This is a genomic window from Dactylosporangium cerinum, assembly GCF_042653625.1.
In the GTDB taxonomy this organism is placed as follows: domain Bacteria; phylum Actinomycetota; class Actinomycetes; order Mycobacteriales; family Micromonosporaceae; genus Dactylosporangium; species Dactylosporangium cerinum.
The window spans coordinates 39,618-60,131 of sequence record NZ_JBHSIU010000041.1; the positions used below are offsets into that span (position 1 = coordinate 39,618).

Below are 20,514 nucleotides of genomic sequence, written 5' to 3' on the forward strand. Positions count from 1 at the left end.
CGGGTGACCGGCGCAGGCCGATCGTCCGACGTCACCGCACCGGTCAACCGCACAGCGATCGTCGGGACCCAACTGCGGTACCGGGCCGGCCGACCGCCAGTTGTTCGTACCCGACGATCTCATCTCACGTGACACGGCTGCGAAGAACTACCTCCGTTCACCCGCGACCGGCAATTGCGGGTGGCGAGATACACACGAATGGTGCGATGCTACCTATCAATTCACTTCAGGTTGTCGGGCGATCACACCCAGGCAGATTCGCATCTCATAGGGAGGTCGGCGCCTTGCCCCGCCGTCCCGACTCGGTCATTGTCCCAAACACCCGGCTTGCCGACGGCCGCCGACGACTGGCCTCACCCGTGCGGCCAGGACAGCGCATGTCCCGCGTCGAGCTGGCCGATGCCGTCAACGCCGGCCTCGACCGGCTCTATCCCGGCCGGATACTCACCGCGCACTACGTGGACGCACGCTGGGTCGGCAAGCTCGAGCGCGGCGAACACCGCTGGCCCAGCGACGAACGGCGCGCGGCCCTCCGCGCTGCCCTGCGCTGCCACTCCGACGCTGACCTCGGCCTGTACAGCCCCCGGCACAGCGAAGCGGCGTCCAACGGCAACGAGCTCGATGAGTCGCGTCGCGATCTCCTGCGCTGCATCGCTGCCGTCGCCGCCGCATCAGGGCTGTTGGGCGGTTCAATCCTGCAGCAGCGGCAACTTGGTACCGCCGACGTCGAACGCCTCGGCGCTGTGCTCGCCTTGTACCGGTCCCTGGACTACGAAGTCGGGGGCGGCGCGTTGGCCGACGAACTCAACCGCTTCGCCGCCAGCTCCGCAACGCTGCTCGAACACCGAATGTCCGAGTCCATCGCACCGTCACTGTTCGCCACCGTAGCCGCCGTGCAGCAGCTCGCCGGCTGGACCGCGTTCGACGCCGGCCGGCACGCAAGCGCGGAGCAGCACTTTCTCACAGCCGAACGGACCGCAGCCGAAGACCGGCAACTGACCGCGCGGATCCGATACTGCCGCGCCCGGCAGCTGCAACACCTGCGGCGCAACCGCGCCGCCCTCCACGTCCTGACCCAGACCATCCACCAGCTCGATCCCGCGACCACTCCAGGCGTCACCGCCATGCTGCTCGGCGCGCAAGCGGCGTCGCAGGCGGCACTCGGCGACCAACACGCCGCCCTCACCACGCTCGGCCAGGCCCAGAGCGCGTTCGACCGTCGGCGGACCGACGAGGAGCCGGACTGGATGCGGTTCTACGACCACGGCGAACTGCTCGCCCAGTACGGCCGCGTCTACCGAGACCTCGCCCGCCGCGACCCCCGGCACGGCGGCCACGCCGTAGACAGAACCAGCGCAGCCATCGCCGCATTCGGATCCCAGAACGTACGCAGCATGGTCCTGAACGAAGTCGGCCTCATCAGCGCCCTGTTCCTGGCCGGCGAGCCTGAACACGCCGTTGCCCTCGGCGAACGCATGCTCGTGCCCGCGAACCGGCTCACCTCCCGCCGCGTCACCGACCGGGTCACCAACCTTCGCCGCGACGCAGCCGCGTATCAGCGCATACCGGTGGTGGCCGCGTTCATCAACGCCCTGCCTCGCCCGTCAGGCACGCCGGCATGACGATGACCAGCGGCCGGTTCACCGAAACCGCCATGACCAACGCGATGCGGAAGGTCACCGGCGACCTTCAAATCCCCAGCGACGGGGCGCGGCTGCTACGGCTGACCAACAATGCCGTCTTCGCACTGCCCGACGTCGGCCTCGTCATCCGAATTACCAGGTCACACGGTCTGCACGACCGGGTCCACAAGCTTGCTCGCCTGGGCGTTTGGTTCGCGGGCATCGATGCTCCCACCATCCGGCTCGCCCCCGGACACGAACAACCCTTCACCGTCGATGGACTGCTCGCCACCATCTGGACGTACGTACCGCCGTGCCCGCCCGAACCAACCGGCCACGATCTCGGCCGTGTCCTGCGGCAATTCCACGCGCTGGGTTCGCCGCCGTTCGACCTGCCCGCCTGGGACCCGATCGGCGACGCGCGCCGCCGGATCGTTGACGCCGAGGCGCTCAATGACAGCGATCGCAAGGTCCTGCTGCGATGGTGTGACCAGCTGGCGCCGCGCGTGGCCAGGCTCAACGCGCAAGCTGCCGGAGGACTCATCCACGCCGACGCTTACATCGGGAACCTTCTCCGCGAGAATCCTGACCGCGTCGTGCTGTGCGACTTCGATGCCACCTGCACCGGCCCCTGGCAAGTCGACCTCGCCGCCGTCGCCGTCGGCGAATCCCGCTTTGGCCGAACGGGCGCCTACGCAGGTCTCGCCGCAGCCTATGGCTACGACATCACCACCGACCCGGACTGGCCCACCTTCCGCGAAGCCCGTGAACTCAAGATGGTCGCCGCCGCCGTGCCACTACTCGCCAGCAGCCCTTACATCGCCGAACAATTCCAGATCCGGCTCCAATCCATCACCAACGACGACCCCGACATCCGCTGGACGCCGTTCGCAGACCTCCGCCAACCTGAGCAAAGGGAGGCGTGAATGCCCCGACATCCAGAAACGCTCATCACGCCAAACACGTTGCTGAGCGCAGCACGCGAGCGACTACCGTCGCCACGGCGGCCGGGACAGCGCATTTCCCGAAGCGAGCTCGCCGACGGAGTCAACGCCGCACTCGACCTGCTCTACCCACACCGCAACCTCACCGCCCACTACGTCGACGCCCGCTGGATCGGCAAACTCGAACGCGGCGAACACCGCTGGCCCAGCGCCGAGCGCCGCGCCGCGCTGCGCCACGTCGTTCACGTGGCCACCGACGCCGAGCTCGGCCTCTACAGCCCACGACGCACCAACTACCCACAAGCTGGCACCGATCACGAGCGGGGCGCTGTGGCGGGTAACGGACTAGCACCAGTGCTGCCTGCGGTCCCACGTACGAGCGTTGCGCCGGAACTCGACGGCGACGAAGCGGCCCTGGCTATCCAGCAACGGATACATCGACTCAATCGGACCATTGATCCCGACGTCATCTCCCAGCACGACGAGCTGACCAACGACATCGTGTCCCGATACGAACGCCTCGATCATGCGGAGATCCTTCCCATCCTTGTCCGGCAGCGGGCAGCGCTGGATTCGCTGCTCACCGACTGCAACCGTTCCGCACAGCGCATGCAGCTCCTTCACATCGCCGCCGGAACCTCGGGCGTACTGGGCTATCTGGCCGTTGGACGTGCCCGGTTCGCCCTTGCACGCGCCTACTGCGCTGAGGCGTTCGCACTTGCGGGTCATGCTGCCCAGCCCAGCCTTCAGGCATGGGCACGTGCACTGCAAAGTTTCTGCGAGTACTACGCCTCCGACTACCCGCAGGCGCTGCGGCTCGCGCAAGATGGCCTCGCCTACGCCGGCACCGGCCCGCAGAGCGTACGACTCACGATCAACGGTGTAGCCCGAGCGTTGGGAAAGCTCGGAGACACCGACGGCGTCCACTGCGCGGTCGACACCGCACACGATCTCCTGGCACGTCACGATGCCCCGGGCGGCATGCCGTCCAGCGTGTCATTCGGCTGCTACAGCAAAGCCCAGACGGCCGGCAATGCCGCCACCGCGTACGTGTCCCTCGGCATGGCCGATCACGCCGAGACGTTCATCGACCTTGCCATGCCCGACGTGACACGCTCCGGCTCCCCGTGGAGCCGTTCCCTGGTCATGCTCGACCACGCCGCCGCGCTCGCCGCCTCCAAGAACGGCGACCTCGACCGTGCAAGCCGCCTCGCGGTCGACGCACTCACCGTCTCAGCCGGACGCCCGATCATCGCAGTGCGGCAACGAACCATGGACTTCATCCAACGTGCTGCAACACACTGGGGCGACACCACGCAGGTCCGAGCGGTCCGCGACGCCGCGACCAGTACCATGCCAGCACCATGAACGACGCCGGCAACGAGCGCCTCCCAACCGCTCACCACGCCACAGCAGCAGCGGAGCTCGAACGATTTCGAAGCATCCGACAGCTGCGCGACCACTGGACCAGCCGACACACCGAACCGGCCTACTACTGGTACCTGACCTTCGAACACAGCACAGCCGTGCACCTGCTCGCCAAACACTGCCAAGACAACATCCCGCTCTCCTACTACGACTTCACCCCATCAGAAGACCTGCACATGACACTCGACCGCGTCGCCTTCGTCCGAGAAGCGATCCCCGACCGCATCCGGGCGATTACGGCTGCAGCGATCGCGAACTGCGCCGGCGTGCCGCCGTTCAACATCGCCATCGGCGGTCTTGGCGGCACACCAGGAGCACTCGGATTCATCGCGTTTCCACCCGAGCCGCTCCAGCATCTTCGTGACGCCCTGCGCGCCGCGACACTGTCGGTCGATCCAGGCGCGCCGGTCAAGGACCAATCGTTCCACCCGCATGTCGCGATCGGCTACTGCAACGCGACCGTCCCGGCGCAGCCGGCCATCACAGCCGTCGAGCGCCTACACCACCTCGCCACCACCTCCGTCTTGGTCGACCACGTGACACTCGTCCTGCTTGAACAGCAGAACCGCGGTTACAAGTGGAGAGCAGTGACCCACTTACCCATCGGACCGACTTCCGAGCCGCCCGTCACGAACCGTTGTTCACCGGATTGACGGGCATCACCGTGGAGCGAGAGGTCAGACGCCTACGGCGCGTTCGCCCATCCATCACGGACAACCCATATCCCCCGCGCGCCGAGGTTGCCGGCATCGCGCACGCTACCTCCACCAGCTCAAACCCGGTCTGTGGCTCTTCGATCACCCACCGCCGGGGTAACCGAACGCATGTGCACGGTCGCCGCGGGTGCGCATATCACGTCGACGACCGATACGCTTGCATCACTGCTCGCGCCCTGGGCGGCTGCACCCCAGGCATGCACCGAGTCCGTTCGCACGGGAGGAAGGTCGATGCCTCGGCATCCCGACACTGTCATTACCCCTAACACGGTGCTCAGCGCGGCCCGGGAACGCATGCACTCACCCCGACGAGCTGGCCAGTGCATGTCCCGCAGCGAACTCGCCGACGAGGTCAACACTGCCCTCAACCAGCTCTACCCCAACCGCAACCTCACCGCCCACTATGTCGACGCCCGCTGGATCGGCAAGCTCGAACGCGGCGAACACCGCTGGCCCAGCGACGAGCGACGCGCTGCCCTCCGGCGCGCCCTCGCCGCCACCACCGACGGCGAGCTCGGCCTCTACATCCCACGCCGCACCGAAGGTTTCGTCAGTGACGAAACCGTCCCACGAACGCCGACGAGCCGGGTCTCGGCCAGCATGGGCCTCAGTCGAGCTGCCGAAACAGGGAGCGGCGATCCGCGGTTCTCCGACGTGCTCACCGATGAGATAGCTCGTCTTGATGGCGGCGAGTACGACGACTGGAACAGTTTTTCAGTCGTCACGAGCATGCTTGCACAGCAGCGGCAAGCGGTTGCCCCCGCAGCCCTGCTGAGTCTCGTGGAGGCGCATCGTGATTGCCTACTGACTTTGTTCCGAAAAGCGGTTGGGGATCCGGCGGGCGCCGCCATCGGCGCGATGCTCGGTGAAGCATCCATCGTCGCTAGCCGACTGTGGAGCGCGCAGGGAAACCGATCCATGGCCCTCGCCCGATGCGCCTACGCACGAACCCTCGCCGAACGGCTTGGCAACATCCGGCTCGGTGCGACCGCCCGGATCTTCGAGAGCAACCTGCACTCCGGCGCCTCCACACTGATTCATGCCGACGGCAACATCATGACCGGGCTGCAGCTGCTGGACGAGGCCGCGGCCGCAGCCGAGCATCTCAGCTGCGCCGCACAAGCCAGAATCGCCGCGGAGCAGGCCCAAACCTATGCGGCACTGAACATGCGGACGGAAACCGAGGCCGCGCTGGACCAAGGTCGGCAAACAGCTGCCGGAATCACGTCGTCCAACCGGACCGGCCTCTTCAGCGACTGGACTCCTTCGCGTCTGGATGTGTACGAAGGCACGTGCCGCATTCTGCTCAATGAACCAGAGGCCGCCATCCTGCACCTTGAGCGAGCCTCGGCGGTTCTCGACCAGGACCCAGACAACACGAACGTGGCGCTTGCCGCTCACGTCGACCTCGCCAGCGCTTATGCGCTGGCCGGCCATCTGGACATGGCTTGCACCACGCTCGGTGACGCATACGAACAGCTCGGGCGGATCGGCAACCTTCGGGGCATCTCACGCGCCCGGCGCGCGCGTGAAGGATTGAGCCGATGGAACGCCGAACGCGCTGTGCAGGATCTAGACGAGAGGATGGCGGCGGTCTAGGAAAGACGGCTGGAGGTCAGACCTTCTGGACGAGGGACGCGATGGTAGAGACGACCAGGTCAGGCTCGAGTGAGTCCAACACGGCGTCCGGGCCATAGCCCGATAGTTCTTCGCGGCTCGCCCGATGCGCGACCACCACAGCCCGGAAACCTGCGCTCCTCGCGCACGCGATGTCGTTCGGCGCGTCTCCGACCACCACGGTCCGGTGCGGTAAGACAGCCGCTCCATACTTGCTCTGATAGCGACGCGCAACGACGCCGGGAAGGCGGAACCTGTCTCGTTCGTCGGAGCCGTATCCCCCGATCTCCAGGTCCAGTTCCCCTGCGAGGTCCAGTGATTGGATCTTGATCTCGGCCGCTAGTCGCAAGTTCCCGGTGAGAACCGTCTGCACGAAGCCTCGCCGGTGCAGCTCGCCGACACTGTCTGCGACGCCGGGATATGGCGGCTGAACGCGAGCAAGCTCGTTGCGGCCTGCTTCCATGACTTCCGCCAGGACTTGGTGGAAGCGTGGGACGCCAGCTTCGGCTTCGGTGTGTGCGATGCCGGAGGCGATCGCAGTATCGATCACGATGGACTCGTCGGTGTAGCCGTGGACCTTCTTGTCCGGGAAGGTCACGACCGCCTCATCGATCTTGTACGTTCGGGCGATAGAACGGCGCAACCAGCGAAGATCTGCCGGAATCAGCGTGCCGTCCACGTCCCAGATCACGAGGCCAGCATCCTGGTACTCCACCGGCCCATCGTCGCACAAAGGAACGGCACGACGTCGTGGCCACCCGACCGCGGCTGCAGTCACAGCCGTGGCCGGCCATCGCCCGGCTTAGGATTGCGGCGCATGCCTGCAGAGCTCGGGGCGTCGCACGGCGCTCCGAGCCGGACGTTCATCCCGAACGCTGCGAGCGCAGGTGGGCGCTGACGATGGTCAAGGCAGGTCGGTCGAATCCGCTATCGAAGGTGCGGAACCGATAGGGCTGCCGCGTGTACCTCGGGCTGGACCGCTTGATGATCCTGCCGTCCGGGCTACGGGCCGGGTCGTCGAGGCGGCGGATGAGACCGTATCCAGCGAGCTGCCGGTGGGTGGCGTACACGTCGCGACGGACGCCGTACCGGTCGACCCGCTGCGCGGCGACCTTGAAGACCCCGTCGCGGCCGCTCTCGGGATAGCGGGCCTGCAGATCGAGGATCATCAGGTAGGTGGTGATCTCCGCAACGGTCAGGACGTGGACCCACCCGTTGAGGAAGAACGCTTTCGGCAGGTGCACGACGTCGCCGACCGAGTCCGACCGCGGGATGCTGTAGCGGCGAAGCCACCTATGCCTCGTGCCGTCGCCTGTCTCGTCGAGGAACTGGACACGGTCGTAGCGACCGGCGACGCCGCCACGGCCAGCGATCACCGCGAGGTGTTCGCGCTCGAGGAGGTTCAAGGCGTGCACAGCCTGCCGCCGCATTCCTGCCCGTTCTGGCGCGGTCTGGGTAATGGCGGGCAGCAGGTCAGCCCATCCGGCTTGCCCGTTGCCGACCCGGAACAGCGGACGGGCGTGGTCGACAGTGGCCCCGGCCGGACGGCGTGACTGCGCGTCGAAGATGGCGATCAGGTACAGCGGCATCGCCCACCCCTTCAGCGGCGCAAGGGCGCCGGCCGGAGACGACGGCGGCGAGCCCGCGGCGCCCGCACGCCGGGCGTGGACGAGTGCCGAGCGGATCGCGTATTGGGACCGGATACGGTCCCCCGCCTCGTAAATCTCTACAAGTTTGTCCCGAGCCGCCTCGTAGGCGGCGGCATGCTGCAGCAGCGCGCCGGCCCGCGCCTCCTGACGATCCAGGTCCCTTCGGTTCACCGTCTTGAACCTCTCCCGTGACGCTTCTGCCGCACCAAACCATATGGGAGAGGCATTCGTGGTCCTTCTCGCGACCCCCCGTGACCTCCGGTTTTGCTGTCCTTGTAATGCGGCTGATGTGTCACGGGGCGTCCTGGCCTGCGCCGAGCGGAGGTGCGACGGTTGCCAAGCTCGTGACTGGGCCCGGTACGTTGCCGGGCTGGCGGGCCGCCTGGAGTGGAGGTCGCGGTGTCGAGGTATGCGCTGGCCGCGTTGTGGATCGTGGTCGTGGGCCTGTGCGGGCTGCTGGTGGGAACCGCAGCCGGCTGGTTGTCGTGGCTCGACGAGCGGCGGGTGCCGCGCGCCATCCTGGTCGCCGGGTCAGCATGCGGTGCAACCTGGGTGTTTGCCGTAGCAGTGGCGGCCCTGGTGGCATGAGGTGGCCCGCCGTCGCCCGTGGCAGGCGGGACCGTGGATTGCGGTCCCGCCTGCCAAGGTCGCGATCAGCCACGTCAGACGACCGAAGTTGCCCGCAGGCAGCGGAGTCGGTTGCGGAAAAGCTGTGGGTATTCATGCGCGCGGATCAAGTTGCCGAACGGAGCTCGTCGCTGCAAGGCGTCGGCCGGGCGATGAGCAAACTTGACGCCCGCACCCGCGCGCAGCTGGTGGCCATCGGCATCCGGGCTGGGCTGGCGGTGCCGTGCTGATGGCCCGCGTCCTGCTCGCCGTCGCGGTCGTCGCCGGCCTCGGGCTGACCACCACGTTCTTCGTGGGCTTCGACGGCCGCACGTCCTGGCGGTGCACGTGTGCACCGCCAGGACGTGGCGCTCATCCTGGGCCCGTTGCAGTTCATCGCGTCGGTACGGGCCCGCCGGCGCACCCACCGGATCATCGGCCGCGGGTACCTGCTCGGCGGGGTCCCTGCCGGCAGCCGTGACCGCGGTGCCGGTGGCCCTCTGGTCCGGCCGGCTGCTGATGCAGGTCGGCCTCACCGCGGCGGCGGTGCTGTGGCTCGTCACCGGCTGGCTCGCCTACCGCTCGGCCCGCCGCATGGACTTCGCCGCGCACCGGGAGACGATGCTGCGCAACTACACGCTCACGTTCCTGGCCGTGACCGCCCGCCTGCTGGTCCCGCTGATGCTGCTGGCGCGGCTGCCGTTCACCGACGAGAGCCCGGCTAGGCTCGCACCGGCGCTCATCCCGGTGGGGCAGACCGCCGGCTGGATCCTCAACCTGATCGTGGTCGAGACCCTGATCCGCCGCCGGCCGGGTACTGTTCTGCGCCGCCTACCGGGCTGACCGCTGCGGCACGAGCTGTCACATTTCTGTCACCCCGAGTGGTCCGTACGGCCATCGGAGTATTCTCGCCGCCTGACATGCGGCCGGGTCGGCAGGCCCGCCCGCGGATGCCGCCGAGTGCATCAGCGATCGGAGCTGCGTTGACCGAACTCACGGCCGACTACTGGCGACGCATGTACCGGCCGGTTCTCGACGCCCGCGCCGGTGAACCCGAGGACGCGCTGGATATTCCGCCGGACACGCAGCTGCCGGGACTCATCCGCGTGCTACGGCCGTGGTACAGGGAGCATCCCGGCGTCGACCGGGTGACGATCCGCGTCAAAGGTGCCGATGTCGGCGTCACAACGCGTGCCAAGGTCATGAAGGACTGGGGGCACCTCGGCGAGGACCCTTCGGCCGCGGTCGGTCCCGGTGCCGGGGACGGCGCCACGCTGCCGGGCTTCCCGGCCGAGTTCCGCGCCATTCGCTACACGTGCGGTGAACGGGGCTGTGACCGTACGATGTTGCGGATCTTCTATGACGAACGCGATGTGCCGCAGTGTGCGGAGCATCCAGCCATCCGGATGGTCTACTCGCCGTGACAGTCCCGTCCTCGCCGGCCTCCATGACCGCCCGCTTCTTCCTCGTCAGTTACCTGCCCACCTGCGCGGCCCTGCTGTTCCTGCTGGTGCTGGGCTGGGCCGCCTACGGCCCCGGCACCTCCTTCAGGCGCGCGTGGCGGGTCGCCACCGCACTGTCCCCGACGCAGGTGGTGCTGCTCGTCCTGCTGGCCACGGTGGTGGCCGTGCTGCTGATGCCGTTCCAGCTCTGGTTCGTCCGGCTATTGGAGGGCACTTGGCCGGGCTGGCTCGGCGGAACCCTGAGCGTCGAACGGCAGAAGGCGAGGCGATCGGAGCTCGCACGGGCGGCGGTGCCCGCGTCGGACGCGCCGGAGGTGCTGCGGGCAGCGGGGCTGGCCGGGCTGCGCCTGCGCCAGCGCTATCCGGGCGCCGAGCATCTGGTGCGGGCGAGCCGGCTCGGCAACATCCTCGCGGCGACGGAGGACCGCGCCGGCCGCGACTACGGCATCGACGCGGTGGTCGCCTGGCCGCGGCTGTATCCGCTGCTCGGCGGCCAGCTGCGCACGGTGGTGGACGACCGGCGCAACAACCTGGACAGCATGGCACGGTTCACGGTGACCGCGGTGGTGACGGCGGTCGCCGCGCTGGTCGTCCTGCGCGACGCCGGGGCCTGGGCGGCGCTCGCGGCCGCGCCGCTGGTGGTGGCCGTGCTGGCGTACCACGCCTGCCTGCACGCCGCGGTCGCCTACGGCGAGAGCGTCCAGGTCGCCTTCGACCTGTCGCACCTGACGTTCGGCGCCACATTCGGCCTCGCGCGCCCCGGCGACCTGAGCGGGGAGCGCGTCCAGTACCGGCATCTGTGCGACCTTTGGCGGCAGAGCATTCCGACGCCGTTCCCCTATGCGGCACCGGCCCCGTCTGAGGGCGGTGCCACGTGAGCAGCGACCCGCGGAGGATCCAGATCCTGCCCTACTCGAAGATCGTCGGGCAGCGGGAGCTGTGCGACGCGCTCGAGATCGGCTTCGTCAGCGGCCTCGGGGTGCTGGCGACCGGGCAGCGGGGCACGGCGAAGTCGACCACGATCCGGGCCTTCGCCATGGCGATGTACGGCAGGCTGCCGATCACCATGCCCCTGGGGGTCACCGACGACCGGGTGCTCGGCGGTTTCGACATCGTGGGGCTGCTCGACGAGACGCCCGAGCCGAAGTGGCAGCAGGGCCTGCTCGCCCAGGCGGACGAGGGCATGCTGTACATCGACGAGATCAACCTCCTCGAGGACCACATCGTCAACCTTGTGCTGGACGCGGCGACGGGCATCCTGCAGGTCCAGCGGGAGGGCGCGGACCTTCCGCCAGTCGGCGTGGACTTCGTGCTGGCCGGCTCCATGAACCCGGACGAGGGGGCACTGCGCCCGCAGCTGCTGGACCGGTTCGGCATGGTGGTCCCGGTCACCGGCGAGAGCGACTTCGCCACCCGCAGGGCGGTCCTGGCCAACGTCCTCGACTGGGAACTGTACCGCGAGGACGAGACCTCGCCGTTCATGACCGAGGCGACGCAGGCGGACGAAGCGCTCCGGAAGCGTCTGGGCGCCGCGCGGGAGCTGTTCCCGAATGTCGGCCACTCGGCCGACCTGCTTGACACCTGCGCGCGGGTGGCCCACGAATTCGACATCGTCGGCCATCGCGGCGAAGGGGCGATGGCGAGGACCGCCCGGGCCGTCGCCGCGCTCAGCGGGGACGTCACCGCGCGGGCCCGGCACCTGCGGGCGTCCGTCGTCAAGGCGGTACTGCTGCATCGCCGCAGCCGCGACAACTCCGGCGCGCTGCACAAGTGGGGTCCTGCCGAGGACGCCCGGCTCGCCGAGGCACTGCAGCAGGTCACGGGGTAACCGGCCATGAGCCCGCCGAGTGTCGTCGAGCTGATCGGTTGCCTGGCCGTGCAGTCCGAGCCGGTCGGGGTGATCCTCGTCGACCTGCACCCGGCCTTGCTGCCCCAGCACGTCGAGCTGCTCGCTGAGGCCGTGCGGTTCCATCAGGGGCATGAGCCTCCGGTGCGCGTGCTGGATGCCGGGGTGACCGACGACGACCTGTGGCCGCGCTGGGTGCTGGCCGCCGGCCGGTCCGGGCTGGGGCTCCAGGTTCGCGACGGCGCCCTGTCCCCGGTGGTCGGGGCGCCCGGGCCGATCGTCGTGGTGCCGGACCTGGCACGGGCCGGCACTGCGGTCGCCCGGGCCGCGGTGGCCGCGCTCGGCAACGACGTGGTGCATGTCGAACGGTACGGTTTCAGCCGGTCCTGGTCGCCGGCCGGGCTGTGGCTGGCCTCCTGCGCACGGCAGGACCTGGCGGCGCTGTCCACGCACCTGCTCGACCGGTTCCCGATCCGGTTCGACTGCCGCGCCGCCGCGGCGCCCGGGCCGGTCACCTGGTCACCGCGCGGGCCGCGGGCCACCGTCCCGCCCGGCACGCTCGACCTGATCCTGCGCGCCGCGACCGGCCGGCCCAGCGCCCGGCTGGACCTGGCCCTGGCCCGCATGGCCCGGGCGGCCGCCGAGCTGCGCGGCGGTCCGGTGGTCCAGGACGAGGACGTCGCCCGGGCCGCCGCCCTGGTCGGTCTGGCGCAGCCGGAGATCCCCCGCCCCACGCCTGTCGACGGCCCTGAACCGGCGGTGCCCCCGGCGCCCGCCGAACCCGGCGACCTGGGGCAGCCGGCGCCAGAGCATACCCTCGCACCGGCTTTCGTCGACGACGATCCGGCCCCCTTCGTCGAGGAGCCGACCGGCACCACGGTCAGCGGGCCAGCCGACGTCGCGCCGGCCGATCCGCTGCGGCCGGAGGACGACCCCGAGGCGCTGCCCGCGCCACGCTCGCTGCACTGGATGGTGCCCGGGCGCCGGCAGGCCAGCCGGCGGGACGGCGTCATCATCGGTCATGAGCGCGGCAACGACCTGGAAGACCTGGCGATCATTCCCACGCTCTTCGCCGCCGCCCGGCGGCGCCGGTGGTCCGCAGGGGGTCGCGCGGGAGGGCTGCGGATCGCGCGCATCGACCTCCGCCGGCACCGGCGGCGGCATGACTCCGAACACGCCCTCGTGCTTGTCCTCGACCACACGGCACGGCGCGGGTGGGACTGCGGTCCCGGGCTGGCGCCGCACCTGCGCTGGGCGTACGACCGGTCGTCCACGGTGTCACTGGTCGAGTTCGGGCATGCGGACTGCGTCGACGAGCTGCGGCCCGAGCGCTACCGGGCGCGCACCATCGTCGATCCGCGGGTCGTCGTGTCCCTGACCCGCGCGCCGGGATCGGCGTCGCCGCTGGCCGCGGCGCTCCGGCTGGCGTCCGAGGAGCTCCGCGGCGTCATGCGCCGCGGCTGGGCGCCAGTCCGCACGGCCCGCCTGGTCGTGGTCACCGACGGCCGCGGGAACGTGCCACTGGAGGCGACGGCCGAGGGTCGGGTCAACGGCCGTGTCGGGCGGCAGGGGATCGACAGCGCCATCTCCGTCGCGACCGAAGTGGCGGTCCTGCAACGGGTGGACTCGTTCGTCGTCGCACCCGACGCCGAGCAGTACCCACAGCTCACCCACGACCTGGCGGCCGCGCTGGGCGCGACCCTGCGCATCGTGAGCGGCAGCCCGCGATGAGGTCGTTCCTGGCGGCCGACGAGTCCGGGTCCGGCGTCGAGCCTGGTCCGCTCCGCAGCGAGTTCGACGGCGAGCTGCCCGACCTTCAGTCCGGTGCGGCGAAGACGTTCGATCCGGTCCAGGTGGCGTTGCCGGCGACCGGCCCGCCCGACATCGCGTTGCTGGTCGTGCACGACGACCGGACGATCGACGGCGTCCCACGCCTGCGGCTCGACTTCCACTTCCACGGCCGGGAGGAGTCCCGCGACGATGACGTGCGCACGCAGGCTGTCACCGACCTCAGCGTCGCATCGATCGCCGCGCGCCGACAGTGGCAGACCGACTTCGACCAGCTGCGCTCATGGTGGAAGAAGATGTGCCGGCTGGCCGGGTGGATGCGCCGCCTGGCCGACACGCACCCGGTGCCGCGGCTGCTCGTCTGGGACAACACCACCCACCAGATCCCGTGGGAGCTCTACTACGACCACCATCCGGACGAAGAAGCCCGGTCGAGATGGCTCGGTGCCGAGCTGGAGATCATGCGATGTCTCGGGGCCGTGCCCGACGCTCCCGGCCCCCGCCCGGCGACACCCCAGGACGCCGCGGGTGCGTGGCTGTTGATGGAGTCCGACGACGACATCGTCGACGCCGACTATGCGGTCAGCAACCTGCTCCCCCCGTCCGGGCCGGCCAAGGTGACCGAGATGCAGCACCTGCTGGACCAGCTCCGCCGGGACGACCTGCGGGTGGCGCTCCTGATGTTGTACGGGCGCACCACGAACCCAACGGACGGCACCGCCTTCCGGTTCGGCGGGCTCACCCTGAACCAGCTCGACCACAAAGGCATGCCGGCGCTGCGCGGATCCGATGCCGTGGTCCTGCTCAACGGTTGCAACACGGCGAAGCCCGTCCCGATCGGCCCGCAGGTGCCGGTCGGGACCGCCAGTTTCGCCTCGGTCTTCCTCAGCAAAGGCGCCTCGGCGGTGATCGCGACGCTGGGTGAGGTTCGTGTCGACCATGCCTATGCGTTCGTGCTCCACTTGCTGGAGTCACCGGGCGACAACCGCCGCCTGGGCGTCCTACTGCGCACTTGGCGGCAGCGCTACGTCCAGGACGTCCTGCCGTTGGACAGCGCCGATCCGCGGCACAGCGCGGTGTTCGAGGCCTTCTTCCAGGGCTTCATGTATGTGTGTTACGGGCATCCCGACCGGACCCTGCAGGTCCGAGGCACCGTCGTCGCGGGCCTATGAACGTCGCACCCGTCGGTGTCCGGGCAGTGGTTCAGTGGCCTCGCCACGCCGAGGCCCGGGGCCGCTACCTGGTCGTCGCCGACGTGGAGCTGGGCGAGCCGGGTGAGTGGCCCTACGCCCGGGAGGAGTTCGTCATCGGGTGCGTGCTGGAGGGCGGCACGGCGTTCCGGGTCGAGGCGATGGGCAGCACCGGCCTGGTCCTGCACCGGTTCGGGGGGACCTACGGCCCGGTACGGTTCGTGGTGCACGCCGAACGGGACCCCAGCGCCGACGGCTCCGACGGCCTGCGCCTGACGCTCCTGACCGAGGGCGGCGTGCCGTTCCAGACGCTGCCCCTCCAGGTGCTGCCCAGGAGCGCGGCCACGGCCGGTCGGCGACCCGCCGCCGTGGAAGGCCCGCTGATCCGGCCCGTCCCGCGGCAGCGCACTGAGCCGCCGGCGCGGCTGCGGCGGGAGCCCAGGCGCAGCGCGCTGCTCATCGCCGCGACCGCTGGCGGTGAGGCGGTCGGCGACGTGTTGCATGCCCGCCACGGATTCGGCCGCATCATGTCCCACGCCGGTGACACCGTGACGCGGATCGCGGGCGCCTACGAGGAGCTGATCGCCACCACCGGCCCGGGCGATGCGGTCGTGGTGCACCTGCACGGGCGCGCCCTGCGGCACCCGCCGGACGACACGGACGGCGGCGGCGTGCTACCGGTGACCACGGCGGAGCTTGACGCCTTCCACCGGCGGCTGACTGCCGTCACCGCCAACGTCACAGTGATCTATGATATCGGCGGCCTGGACCAGACGTGGCGCACCGGGCACCCGCTCGATCCGCAGCCGGTCGAGCTGTACTCCGGCGCGAGCCCTGGACCCGCACGCGAGCCGAACCCGTTCGCCGCGGAGCTCGCACGGGCGCTGGGCGAGGCCGCCGGCCTGCGGGTCACCTGGGCGACCCTGGTCGACGAGGTCTGCCGCCGGGTGCTCCGCCTGTCGCCCGAGCAGCGCCCGGCGGTGGTCGGCCCGGCACAGCGGGTGCTGTTCGGCACGGCCGAGGCGCGGGGCGAGCCGACCCTGCCGGTCGTCGTGTCGAAGCGGGGTGACCTGGTGCGGCTGTCGGGTGCCCGGTTGCTGAACGTGCAGATCGGCGACGAGTTCGCGATCCTGGCCGGCGGTGCCGATGGACAGCCGGTCCTGGGCACCGCGACCGTCGAGGGCCTCGCGGAGTTCGGCGCTTACGCCCGGCTGGAGCTGCTTGACGCCGCGATGGCCGTCCCGGCAGGCGCCGTCGCCCGCCGGACCCGGGCCGCGGCCGAGCGTATCCCGGTCCGGCTGCCGCCGCTGGACGACGACCTCGCGCGGCTGCACGCGGCGGTCAGGTCGAGCACGATGCTCCGGCCGTCGGGCGACGACGGCTGGGTCTACGAGGTGCGCGGCGACGATCGGCACCGCCTGACGATCCTCGACCGGATCGGGCCGCTGTCGGATCCGGTGTCGGCGATGAGCGGCAGCGGCCGGGTGCTCGCGGACCTGGAACGGCTCGCCCGGGCCACCGCGCTGCGCCGCCTGGCGAACGGCCCGGTGCACGGCTTCGAGCCGGTCGCCGCCGCCGGGCTGGTGGTCGACGGCGCGCCGGTGCCATTAGACGGATCGGCGTTGCTCTACCCCGGCGACAGGATCTCCATCTCACTGCGCAACGACAACACGCATCCGGTCCACGTATCGCTGGTCGACGTCGGCGTCGCAGCCGACGTGACCGTCCTCACCGCCTCCTCGCCGTCCGGGATCCGGCTCGACCCGGGTGCCCGGCACGTCGTGGATGGCACGGACCTCTCGCCCGGGACGCCGGGCCTGCGGATCGAGTGGCCGGCCGGCCTCGCGCCGGCCGGTCCCCGGCCGGAGACGATCCTGGTCATCACCACGGCGGAGCCGCACGACCTCGGCAGCCTGGGGCAGCGCCGCGTCCGTGCGCCGCTGCGGGACTCGCCGCTCGCCCGGGCGCTCGCGCAGGCCAGCTACGGGATCGGCAGGGCCACCGGCGACGTCCCGGACGACGGGTCGGGCGCCTACGCCATCCGCGCCATCCGGTTCGACCTGGCGCCGGGCGCGCGGCCCGTCGCCATCCCCGACGACTGGCCGGCGCCCGGGTCGATCATGACCGCGGCGGAGCTGCGCGACCTCGCGCCCCGGTTTCGGCAGTCCGGCCTGGAGTGCGACGCCTCCCTGGTGGCGAGGATCGTGTCCGACGTCGCCGAGTACGACGCGTACGCCCGGACCGTTCCCGGGCCGACGCCGCCGCAGCCGCTCGACGAGTTGCTGCCTTTGATGGGCTGGCTGCTCTACGAGGCGTCCTGGGACGCCGTCCAGCGGCTGCCCGCGATGCTGAACGCCACGATGACGGCCGCCGATGAGCTGCGCCGGGGTCTGGACCTGCTCGGCTGGATCAGCGCGCTGGCCGACGCCGCCCGCCGCCTGCCGTGGCCCGCGTTCGCCGGGCGCGCGCTCGGCGCGATCCGGGCGCAGGCCCTGGCCGAGTCGAAGCGGGACACCGAGGCCGGGTACGACGTCGCCTGGATCGTCCATCAGGAGGCCAACCGACGCTATTACGAGTACCGCGAGTCCCTTGCCACGGCCGCGCGGCGCGAACGGTACGTGCGCGACCTCGACGAGATGCTGCTGCAACTGGCCCTGGCCGAGACCGGCACCGCGTGCCGCAAGGCGGAACGGGTGATCTCACGGTGGCCCGAAGAGTTCGCCGACGACGACGAGGACTTCTGGGTCGACCAGCTCTTCGGCGACCTGACAGCCGCCGCGGTGGCCGGCGAGCTGGCGATCGACACCGGCCGCAGGATCCAGCAGCGGTACGGCTTCGCCGATACCGTCACCGAGCAAAGACTGGCCCTGCACACGGCGCTGCAGAACCCGGGCATCATGACGGCGCGGGTGTCGACGCTGCTGCTGGCGCTGGGACCGGCGATACGGCGCACGGGCCGGCTGCCGGGGACTTTCCAGACGTGGGAGCAATGGGAAGCGCATGAACTAGGCCGGTTCACCAAGGCGTACCAGACGATCGAGGCCCCGGTGCTCGTCGACCGCCGGCCCGAGCCGATGCGCCCCACGGTGCTGCGGCAGCTCATCCACATGCGGCTCAACCTGGCGCTGCTCAAGCCCGGCTACCGGCTCCCCTCGTCGCTCTCACTCGATCCCGTGCTCCAGTTGACCGAGCTCGACGACGCGGCACTGGCCGCGCTGTCGGATCGGCTCGCCCCGGCGGACGGGCGGCCGGGCCGCGAGCGGGGCGTTGGCGCGGCCATGATGCCCGCCGTGATCCGTTCCATCCGGGCCTGCCGGGGCCGCGGCCCGGAGGACCGTAGCTATGATCGTTGGCGTGTCGACTGGTTCCGGCTCGACCGGTTCAGCAACGAAAGCGGACGGCGGACCCGGCTCGACGAGGCCCTCGCGGCCTCCCGTTGAATCCGGCCCGGCCAACCGGCTCGCGGATTTCGACCCCGAGCTCGCCGGGCTCGTCGCCGACGCCCAGTGCTTCGCCGAACACGGGACCGTGCCGGCCGGGTGGACCCTTGAGCAGACCGGGACGAAGGTCGGACCGCGGTCGTTCGTCTTCAACGTCCCGCACCGGGATCGCGACGCCATCCTCAAGATCCACCTGGACCCGTCGCGGTACGCGGCCAAGGAGGCCCGGGCACTGCACCTGCTGTCCGGCGATCCCGGCTTCCCGCGGATCCTCCACCAGCGGCTCGGCCCACCGCCGACCCTCACCATCGCCTACCGCCTGCCCGGCGCCACGCTGGACCGGCTCCCCCCGTCGGCGGTCATGGCGGCGCTTCCGGCGGTCATCGGGACGCTGCGACGCGTACACGCCGTCACGCTGGACTTCTACGGCGAACTCGTCGGCGACTTCGCGTCGGCACCGAACTCGGCGCGGCTCGACCGGTACATCACCGCCAACCGCGACTACTGGGCGCGCAACATCGGCCAGTGGTCAGCACTGCCCGGCGCCGCCGCCAGCGCCGCGCGGATCAGCTCCCTGCGCCCGCCCGCCCCCTGCCTCGCCGACCGTCCGACGCTCATCCACGGCGACCTCACCCTCGACAACATCGTCGCCGCGGACACCGGCGTCGGCATCATCGACTTCGACGGCGCCCTCTCGATGTTCCCCGAATACGACCTGGCCACGCTGTTCTGGTCACTCACCACCAGCGACGTCCCGCTCGGCCTGCCGGACTTCTGCCGCATGGTCAGCGAGGTGTACGGGCGGCCGCCGCGCCTGGTGGAGGACGCGATCCGAGCCGCGTGCTGGCTGCCGATCGTCCGGTCGCTCAACCTGTGCCGCCGCGCCGAGGACCCGGTCAGGTTCGCCGATCTCTGGCTAACCGCCGCCGCCTTCCTGGAGTCATGACCTTCCAGGCGGCAGCGGCGAGCCGACCTTGCCGAGCTTCACGGCGTAGACGGGGCTGTATGCCCGGTACCCCGGATCGGAGAAGCCCGCGGGCGCCGCGACGGTGACCGACGGGTGGTATCCCATCGGCGCGTCGGACCAGAGCTCCCAGTGCACGTGCGGCCGGGCGGCCGACGACACGGTCGGGTCGCACGGGAGGCTTGCGACCGGCGGCGCGGACGTGCCCAGCACATCCCCGCGGGCCACCGTGTCGCCGTCGGCCAGCCTTGGATCCGCGACGACCGGCAGCAGCGCCGACGTGAGCCGCAGCTGTTCGTCGCGAACCACGATCGACGCCTCGCTCTTGTGCAACGAGACCGTGCCGCCGATCGACGCGCGGATCGGCGTGCCGTGCTCGACGGCGACGTCGACGCCGCTGTGCCGGCGCACCGCTGCCCAGGGTTGCTTCAGCCGTACACCCAGGCGGCCGAGCTTCGGCACCCGCCGGACGAGTTCCGCCCAGTCACCGGCGGCGTACACGACCAGCGGGTTCGGGCAGAACCGCCGGATCCCTCCGCCGAGCCGGGCCTGGGTCAGGCGGATGATCTGCGTCCCGGCGCTCTCGGAGGCCTGGATGGCCCATCCGTCGCCCTGCCCATCGCTCTCCAGCACCAGTGCCACGTGGTTGTGCCGGCCACCCGGCGCCGCCTCCAACGACGCGTAGGCGACGAGCACGTCACCGGGCAACGCGTCGGCAAGGCCGGCAACGACCGCGGCCGACCTGGCGGTCCGCTGGTTCTCCGCGATGAAGGGCGTCTGCACGGCGGCCCCGTCCCAGTGGGCCTGGCTCACCAATGTCGAGCAGTCAATCTGGCCCGGCAGCAGTTGACGGGACCTGTGGTATCGCTTGGCGAGGTGATCCAGCGAGGCAATGGCGACCGAGGTGCACTCCAGCGGCGACGCCCGGTACGCACTCAGCAGCCGGTCTCGAACCTCCGCGATCACCGGCAAGCGGTCCGTCATGCGCTTACCTGCATCGAGAGCACCGGTGCATTCTTGCATCTTCGATCTCGTTCCTGACCTTCTGAAGTCAGGGTCAGGGTGGTTTCAGGCCGCTGGTGGTGAGGAAGCCGTGGGCAAGGGCGGGCCTGTACTGCATGCTTGTACGTCGGTTCTTCGTGGCGCGGAGCAGGTAGTTGATGGTGCCGGCGGCGAGGTTGGCCAGGCTGCGTTTGAGGTTGGACCAAAGGTTCTCGACAGGGTTCAGTTCGGGCGCAGTC

Annotated in this window: 17 protein-coding genes; 14 read left to right on the forward strand and 3 right to left on the reverse strand. The window is 70.2% G+C overall.

What is annotated here, in order from left to right; translation table 11 throughout:
* The first annotated feature begins 128 nt into the window (after positions 1–128).
* The 5 genes from ACFPIJ_RS29215 to ACFPIJ_RS29235 all read left to right on the forward strand — a co-directional run bounded on the left by ACFPIJ_RS29215 (position 129) and on the right by ACFPIJ_RS29235 (position 6,309).
* Complete coding sequence (locus tag ACFPIJ_RS29215; RefSeq protein WP_380119482.1) at positions 129–1,622, forward strand: hypothetical protein; 1,494 nt, start codon at positions 129–131, stop codon at positions 1,620–1,622.
* Positions 1,619–2,548, forward strand: a complete 930-nt coding sequence (locus ACFPIJ_RS29220; protein WP_380119484.1) for a phosphotransferase enzyme family protein — start codon at positions 1,619–1,621, stop codon at positions 2,546–2,548. The genes ACFPIJ_RS29215 and ACFPIJ_RS29220 overlap by 4 nt, the downstream gene beginning before the upstream one ends.
* Positions 2,549–3,934: a hypothetical protein gene (locus ACFPIJ_RS29225; protein WP_380119486.1), complete on the forward strand. Its 1,386-nt coding sequence runs from the start codon at positions 2,549–2,551 to the stop codon at positions 3,932–3,934.
* On the forward strand, positions 3,931–4,647 hold the full coding sequence (locus ACFPIJ_RS29230) for a 2'-5' RNA ligase family protein (RefSeq protein WP_380119488.1): 717 nt from the start codon (positions 3,931–3,933) through the stop codon (positions 4,645–4,647). The genes ACFPIJ_RS29225 and ACFPIJ_RS29230 overlap by 4 nt, the downstream gene beginning before the upstream one ends.
* Before the next feature lie 387 nt (positions 4,648–5,034).
* Positions 5,035–6,309 carry an XRE family transcriptional regulator gene (locus ACFPIJ_RS29235; protein WP_380119490.1) on the forward strand — a complete coding sequence of 425 codons (1,275 nt, stop codon included), beginning with the start codon at positions 5,035–5,037 and terminating at the stop codon, positions 6,307–6,309.
* 16 nt (positions 6,310–6,325) lie between these two features.
* On the opposite strand, the gene ACFPIJ_RS29240 is transcribed toward ACFPIJ_RS29235, so the two are convergent.
* Positions 6,326–7,042 carry an HAD family hydrolase gene (locus ACFPIJ_RS29240; protein ID WP_380119492.1) on the reverse strand — a complete coding sequence of 239 codons (717 nt, stop codon included), beginning with the start codon at positions 7,040–7,042 and terminating at the stop codon, positions 6,326–6,328.
* A gap of 148 nt (positions 7,043–7,190) precedes the next feature.
* A complete protein-coding gene (locus tag ACFPIJ_RS29245) occupies positions 7,191–8,147 on the reverse strand; it encodes a hypothetical protein (RefSeq protein WP_380119494.1) in 957 nt (318 codons plus the stop codon).
* 228 nt (positions 8,148–8,375) lie between these two features.
* On the opposite strand from ACFPIJ_RS29245, the gene ACFPIJ_RS29250 reads away from it, so the two are divergent.
* The 9 genes from ACFPIJ_RS29250 (at position 8,376) to ACFPIJ_RS29290 (ending at position 19,255) form a co-directional block, all read left to right on the forward strand.
* Positions 8,376–8,564: a hypothetical protein gene (locus ACFPIJ_RS29250; protein ID WP_380119496.1), complete on the forward strand. Its 189-nt coding sequence runs from the start codon at positions 8,376–8,378 to the stop codon at positions 8,562–8,564.
* Between the two features lie 510 nt (positions 8,565–9,074).
* Positions 9,075–9,425 (forward strand): DUF2306 domain-containing protein, encoded by a 351-nt coding sequence (locus ACFPIJ_RS29255; RefSeq protein WP_380119498.1) that lies wholly within the window; start codon positions 9,075–9,077, stop codon positions 9,423–9,425.
* 140 nt (positions 9,426–9,565) lie between these two features.
* Complete coding sequence (locus ACFPIJ_RS29260; protein ID WP_380119500.1) at positions 9,566–10,006, forward strand: hypothetical protein; 441 nt, start codon at positions 9,566–9,568, stop codon at positions 10,004–10,006.
* The gene (locus ACFPIJ_RS29265) at positions 10,003–10,923 is read left to right on the forward strand and encodes a hypothetical protein (protein WP_380119502.1); all 921 of its coding nucleotides are present in this window, start codon (positions 10,003–10,005) and stop codon (positions 10,921–10,923) included. Before ACFPIJ_RS29260 ends, ACFPIJ_RS29265 begins: the two co-directional genes overlap by 4 nt.
* On the forward strand, positions 10,920–11,873 hold the full coding sequence (locus ACFPIJ_RS29270) for an AAA family ATPase (RefSeq protein WP_380119504.1): 954 nt from the start codon (positions 10,920–10,922) through the stop codon (positions 11,871–11,873). The genes ACFPIJ_RS29265 and ACFPIJ_RS29270 overlap by 4 nt, the downstream gene beginning before the upstream one ends.
* 6 nt (positions 11,874–11,879) lie before the next feature.
* Positions 11,880–13,622, forward strand: coding sequence for a hypothetical protein (locus tag ACFPIJ_RS29275; protein ID WP_380119506.1), 1,743 nt, complete (start codon positions 11,880–11,882; stop codon positions 13,620–13,622).
* Positions 13,619–14,851 carry a CHAT domain-containing protein gene (locus ACFPIJ_RS29280; protein ID WP_380119508.1) on the forward strand — a complete coding sequence of 411 codons (1,233 nt, stop codon included), beginning with the start codon at positions 13,619–13,621 and terminating at the stop codon, positions 14,849–14,851. The genes ACFPIJ_RS29275 and ACFPIJ_RS29280 overlap by 4 nt, the downstream gene beginning before the upstream one ends.
* Positions 14,848–18,309 carry a hypothetical protein gene (locus tag ACFPIJ_RS29285; RefSeq protein ID WP_380119510.1) on the forward strand — a complete coding sequence of 1,154 codons (3,462 nt, stop codon included), beginning with the start codon at positions 14,848–14,850 and terminating at the stop codon, positions 18,307–18,309. The genes ACFPIJ_RS29280 and ACFPIJ_RS29285 overlap by 4 nt, the downstream gene beginning before the upstream one ends.
* On the forward strand, positions 18,224–19,255 hold the full coding sequence (locus ACFPIJ_RS29290; RefSeq protein ID WP_380119512.1) for an aminoglycoside phosphotransferase family protein: 1,032 nt from the start codon (positions 18,224–18,226) through the stop codon (positions 19,253–19,255). The genes ACFPIJ_RS29285 and ACFPIJ_RS29290 overlap by 86 nt, the downstream gene beginning before the upstream one ends.
* On the opposite strand, the gene ACFPIJ_RS29295 is transcribed toward ACFPIJ_RS29290, so the two are convergent.
* On the reverse strand, positions 19,250–20,257 hold the full coding sequence (locus ACFPIJ_RS29295; RefSeq protein WP_380119514.1) for a M23 family metallopeptidase: 1,008 nt from the start codon (positions 20,255–20,257) through the stop codon (positions 19,250–19,252). The two genes, ACFPIJ_RS29290 and ACFPIJ_RS29295, sit on opposite strands and share 6 nt — an antisense overlap.
* Between the last annotated feature and the right edge of the window lie 257 nt (positions 20,258–20,514).

Bases quoted from the DNA above. Each gene is read 5' to 3' on its own strand.
- ACFPIJ_RS29230 (WP_380119488.1), top strand. From the start codon at position 3,931: ATGAACGACGCCGGCAACGAGCGCCTCCCAACCGCTCACCACGCCACA.
- ACFPIJ_RS29280 (WP_380119508.1), top strand. From the start codon at position 13,619: ATGAGGTCGTTCCTGGCGGCCGACGAGTCCGGGTCCGGCGTCGAGCCT.
- ACFPIJ_RS29220 (WP_380119484.1), top strand. From the start codon at position 1,619: ATGACGATGACCAGCGGCCGGTTCACCGAAACCGCCATGACCAACGCG.
- ACFPIJ_RS29225 (WP_380119486.1), top strand. From the start codon at position 2,549: ATGCCCCGACATCCAGAAACGCTCATCACGCCAAACACGTTGCTGAGC.
- ACFPIJ_RS29295 (WP_380119514.1), bottom strand. From the start codon at position 20,257: ATGACGGACCGCTTGCCGGTGATCGCGGAGGTTCGAGACCGGCTGCTG.
- ACFPIJ_RS29285 (WP_380119510.1), top strand. From the start codon at position 14,848: ATGAACGTCGCACCCGTCGGTGTCCGGGCAGTGGTTCAGTGGCCTCGC.
- ACFPIJ_RS29235 (WP_380119490.1), top strand. From the start codon at position 5,035: ATGTCCCGCAGCGAACTCGCCGACGAGGTCAACACTGCCCTCAACCAG.
- ACFPIJ_RS29275 (WP_380119506.1), top strand. From the start codon at position 11,880: ATGAGCCCGCCGAGTGTCGTCGAGCTGATCGGTTGCCTGGCCGTGCAG.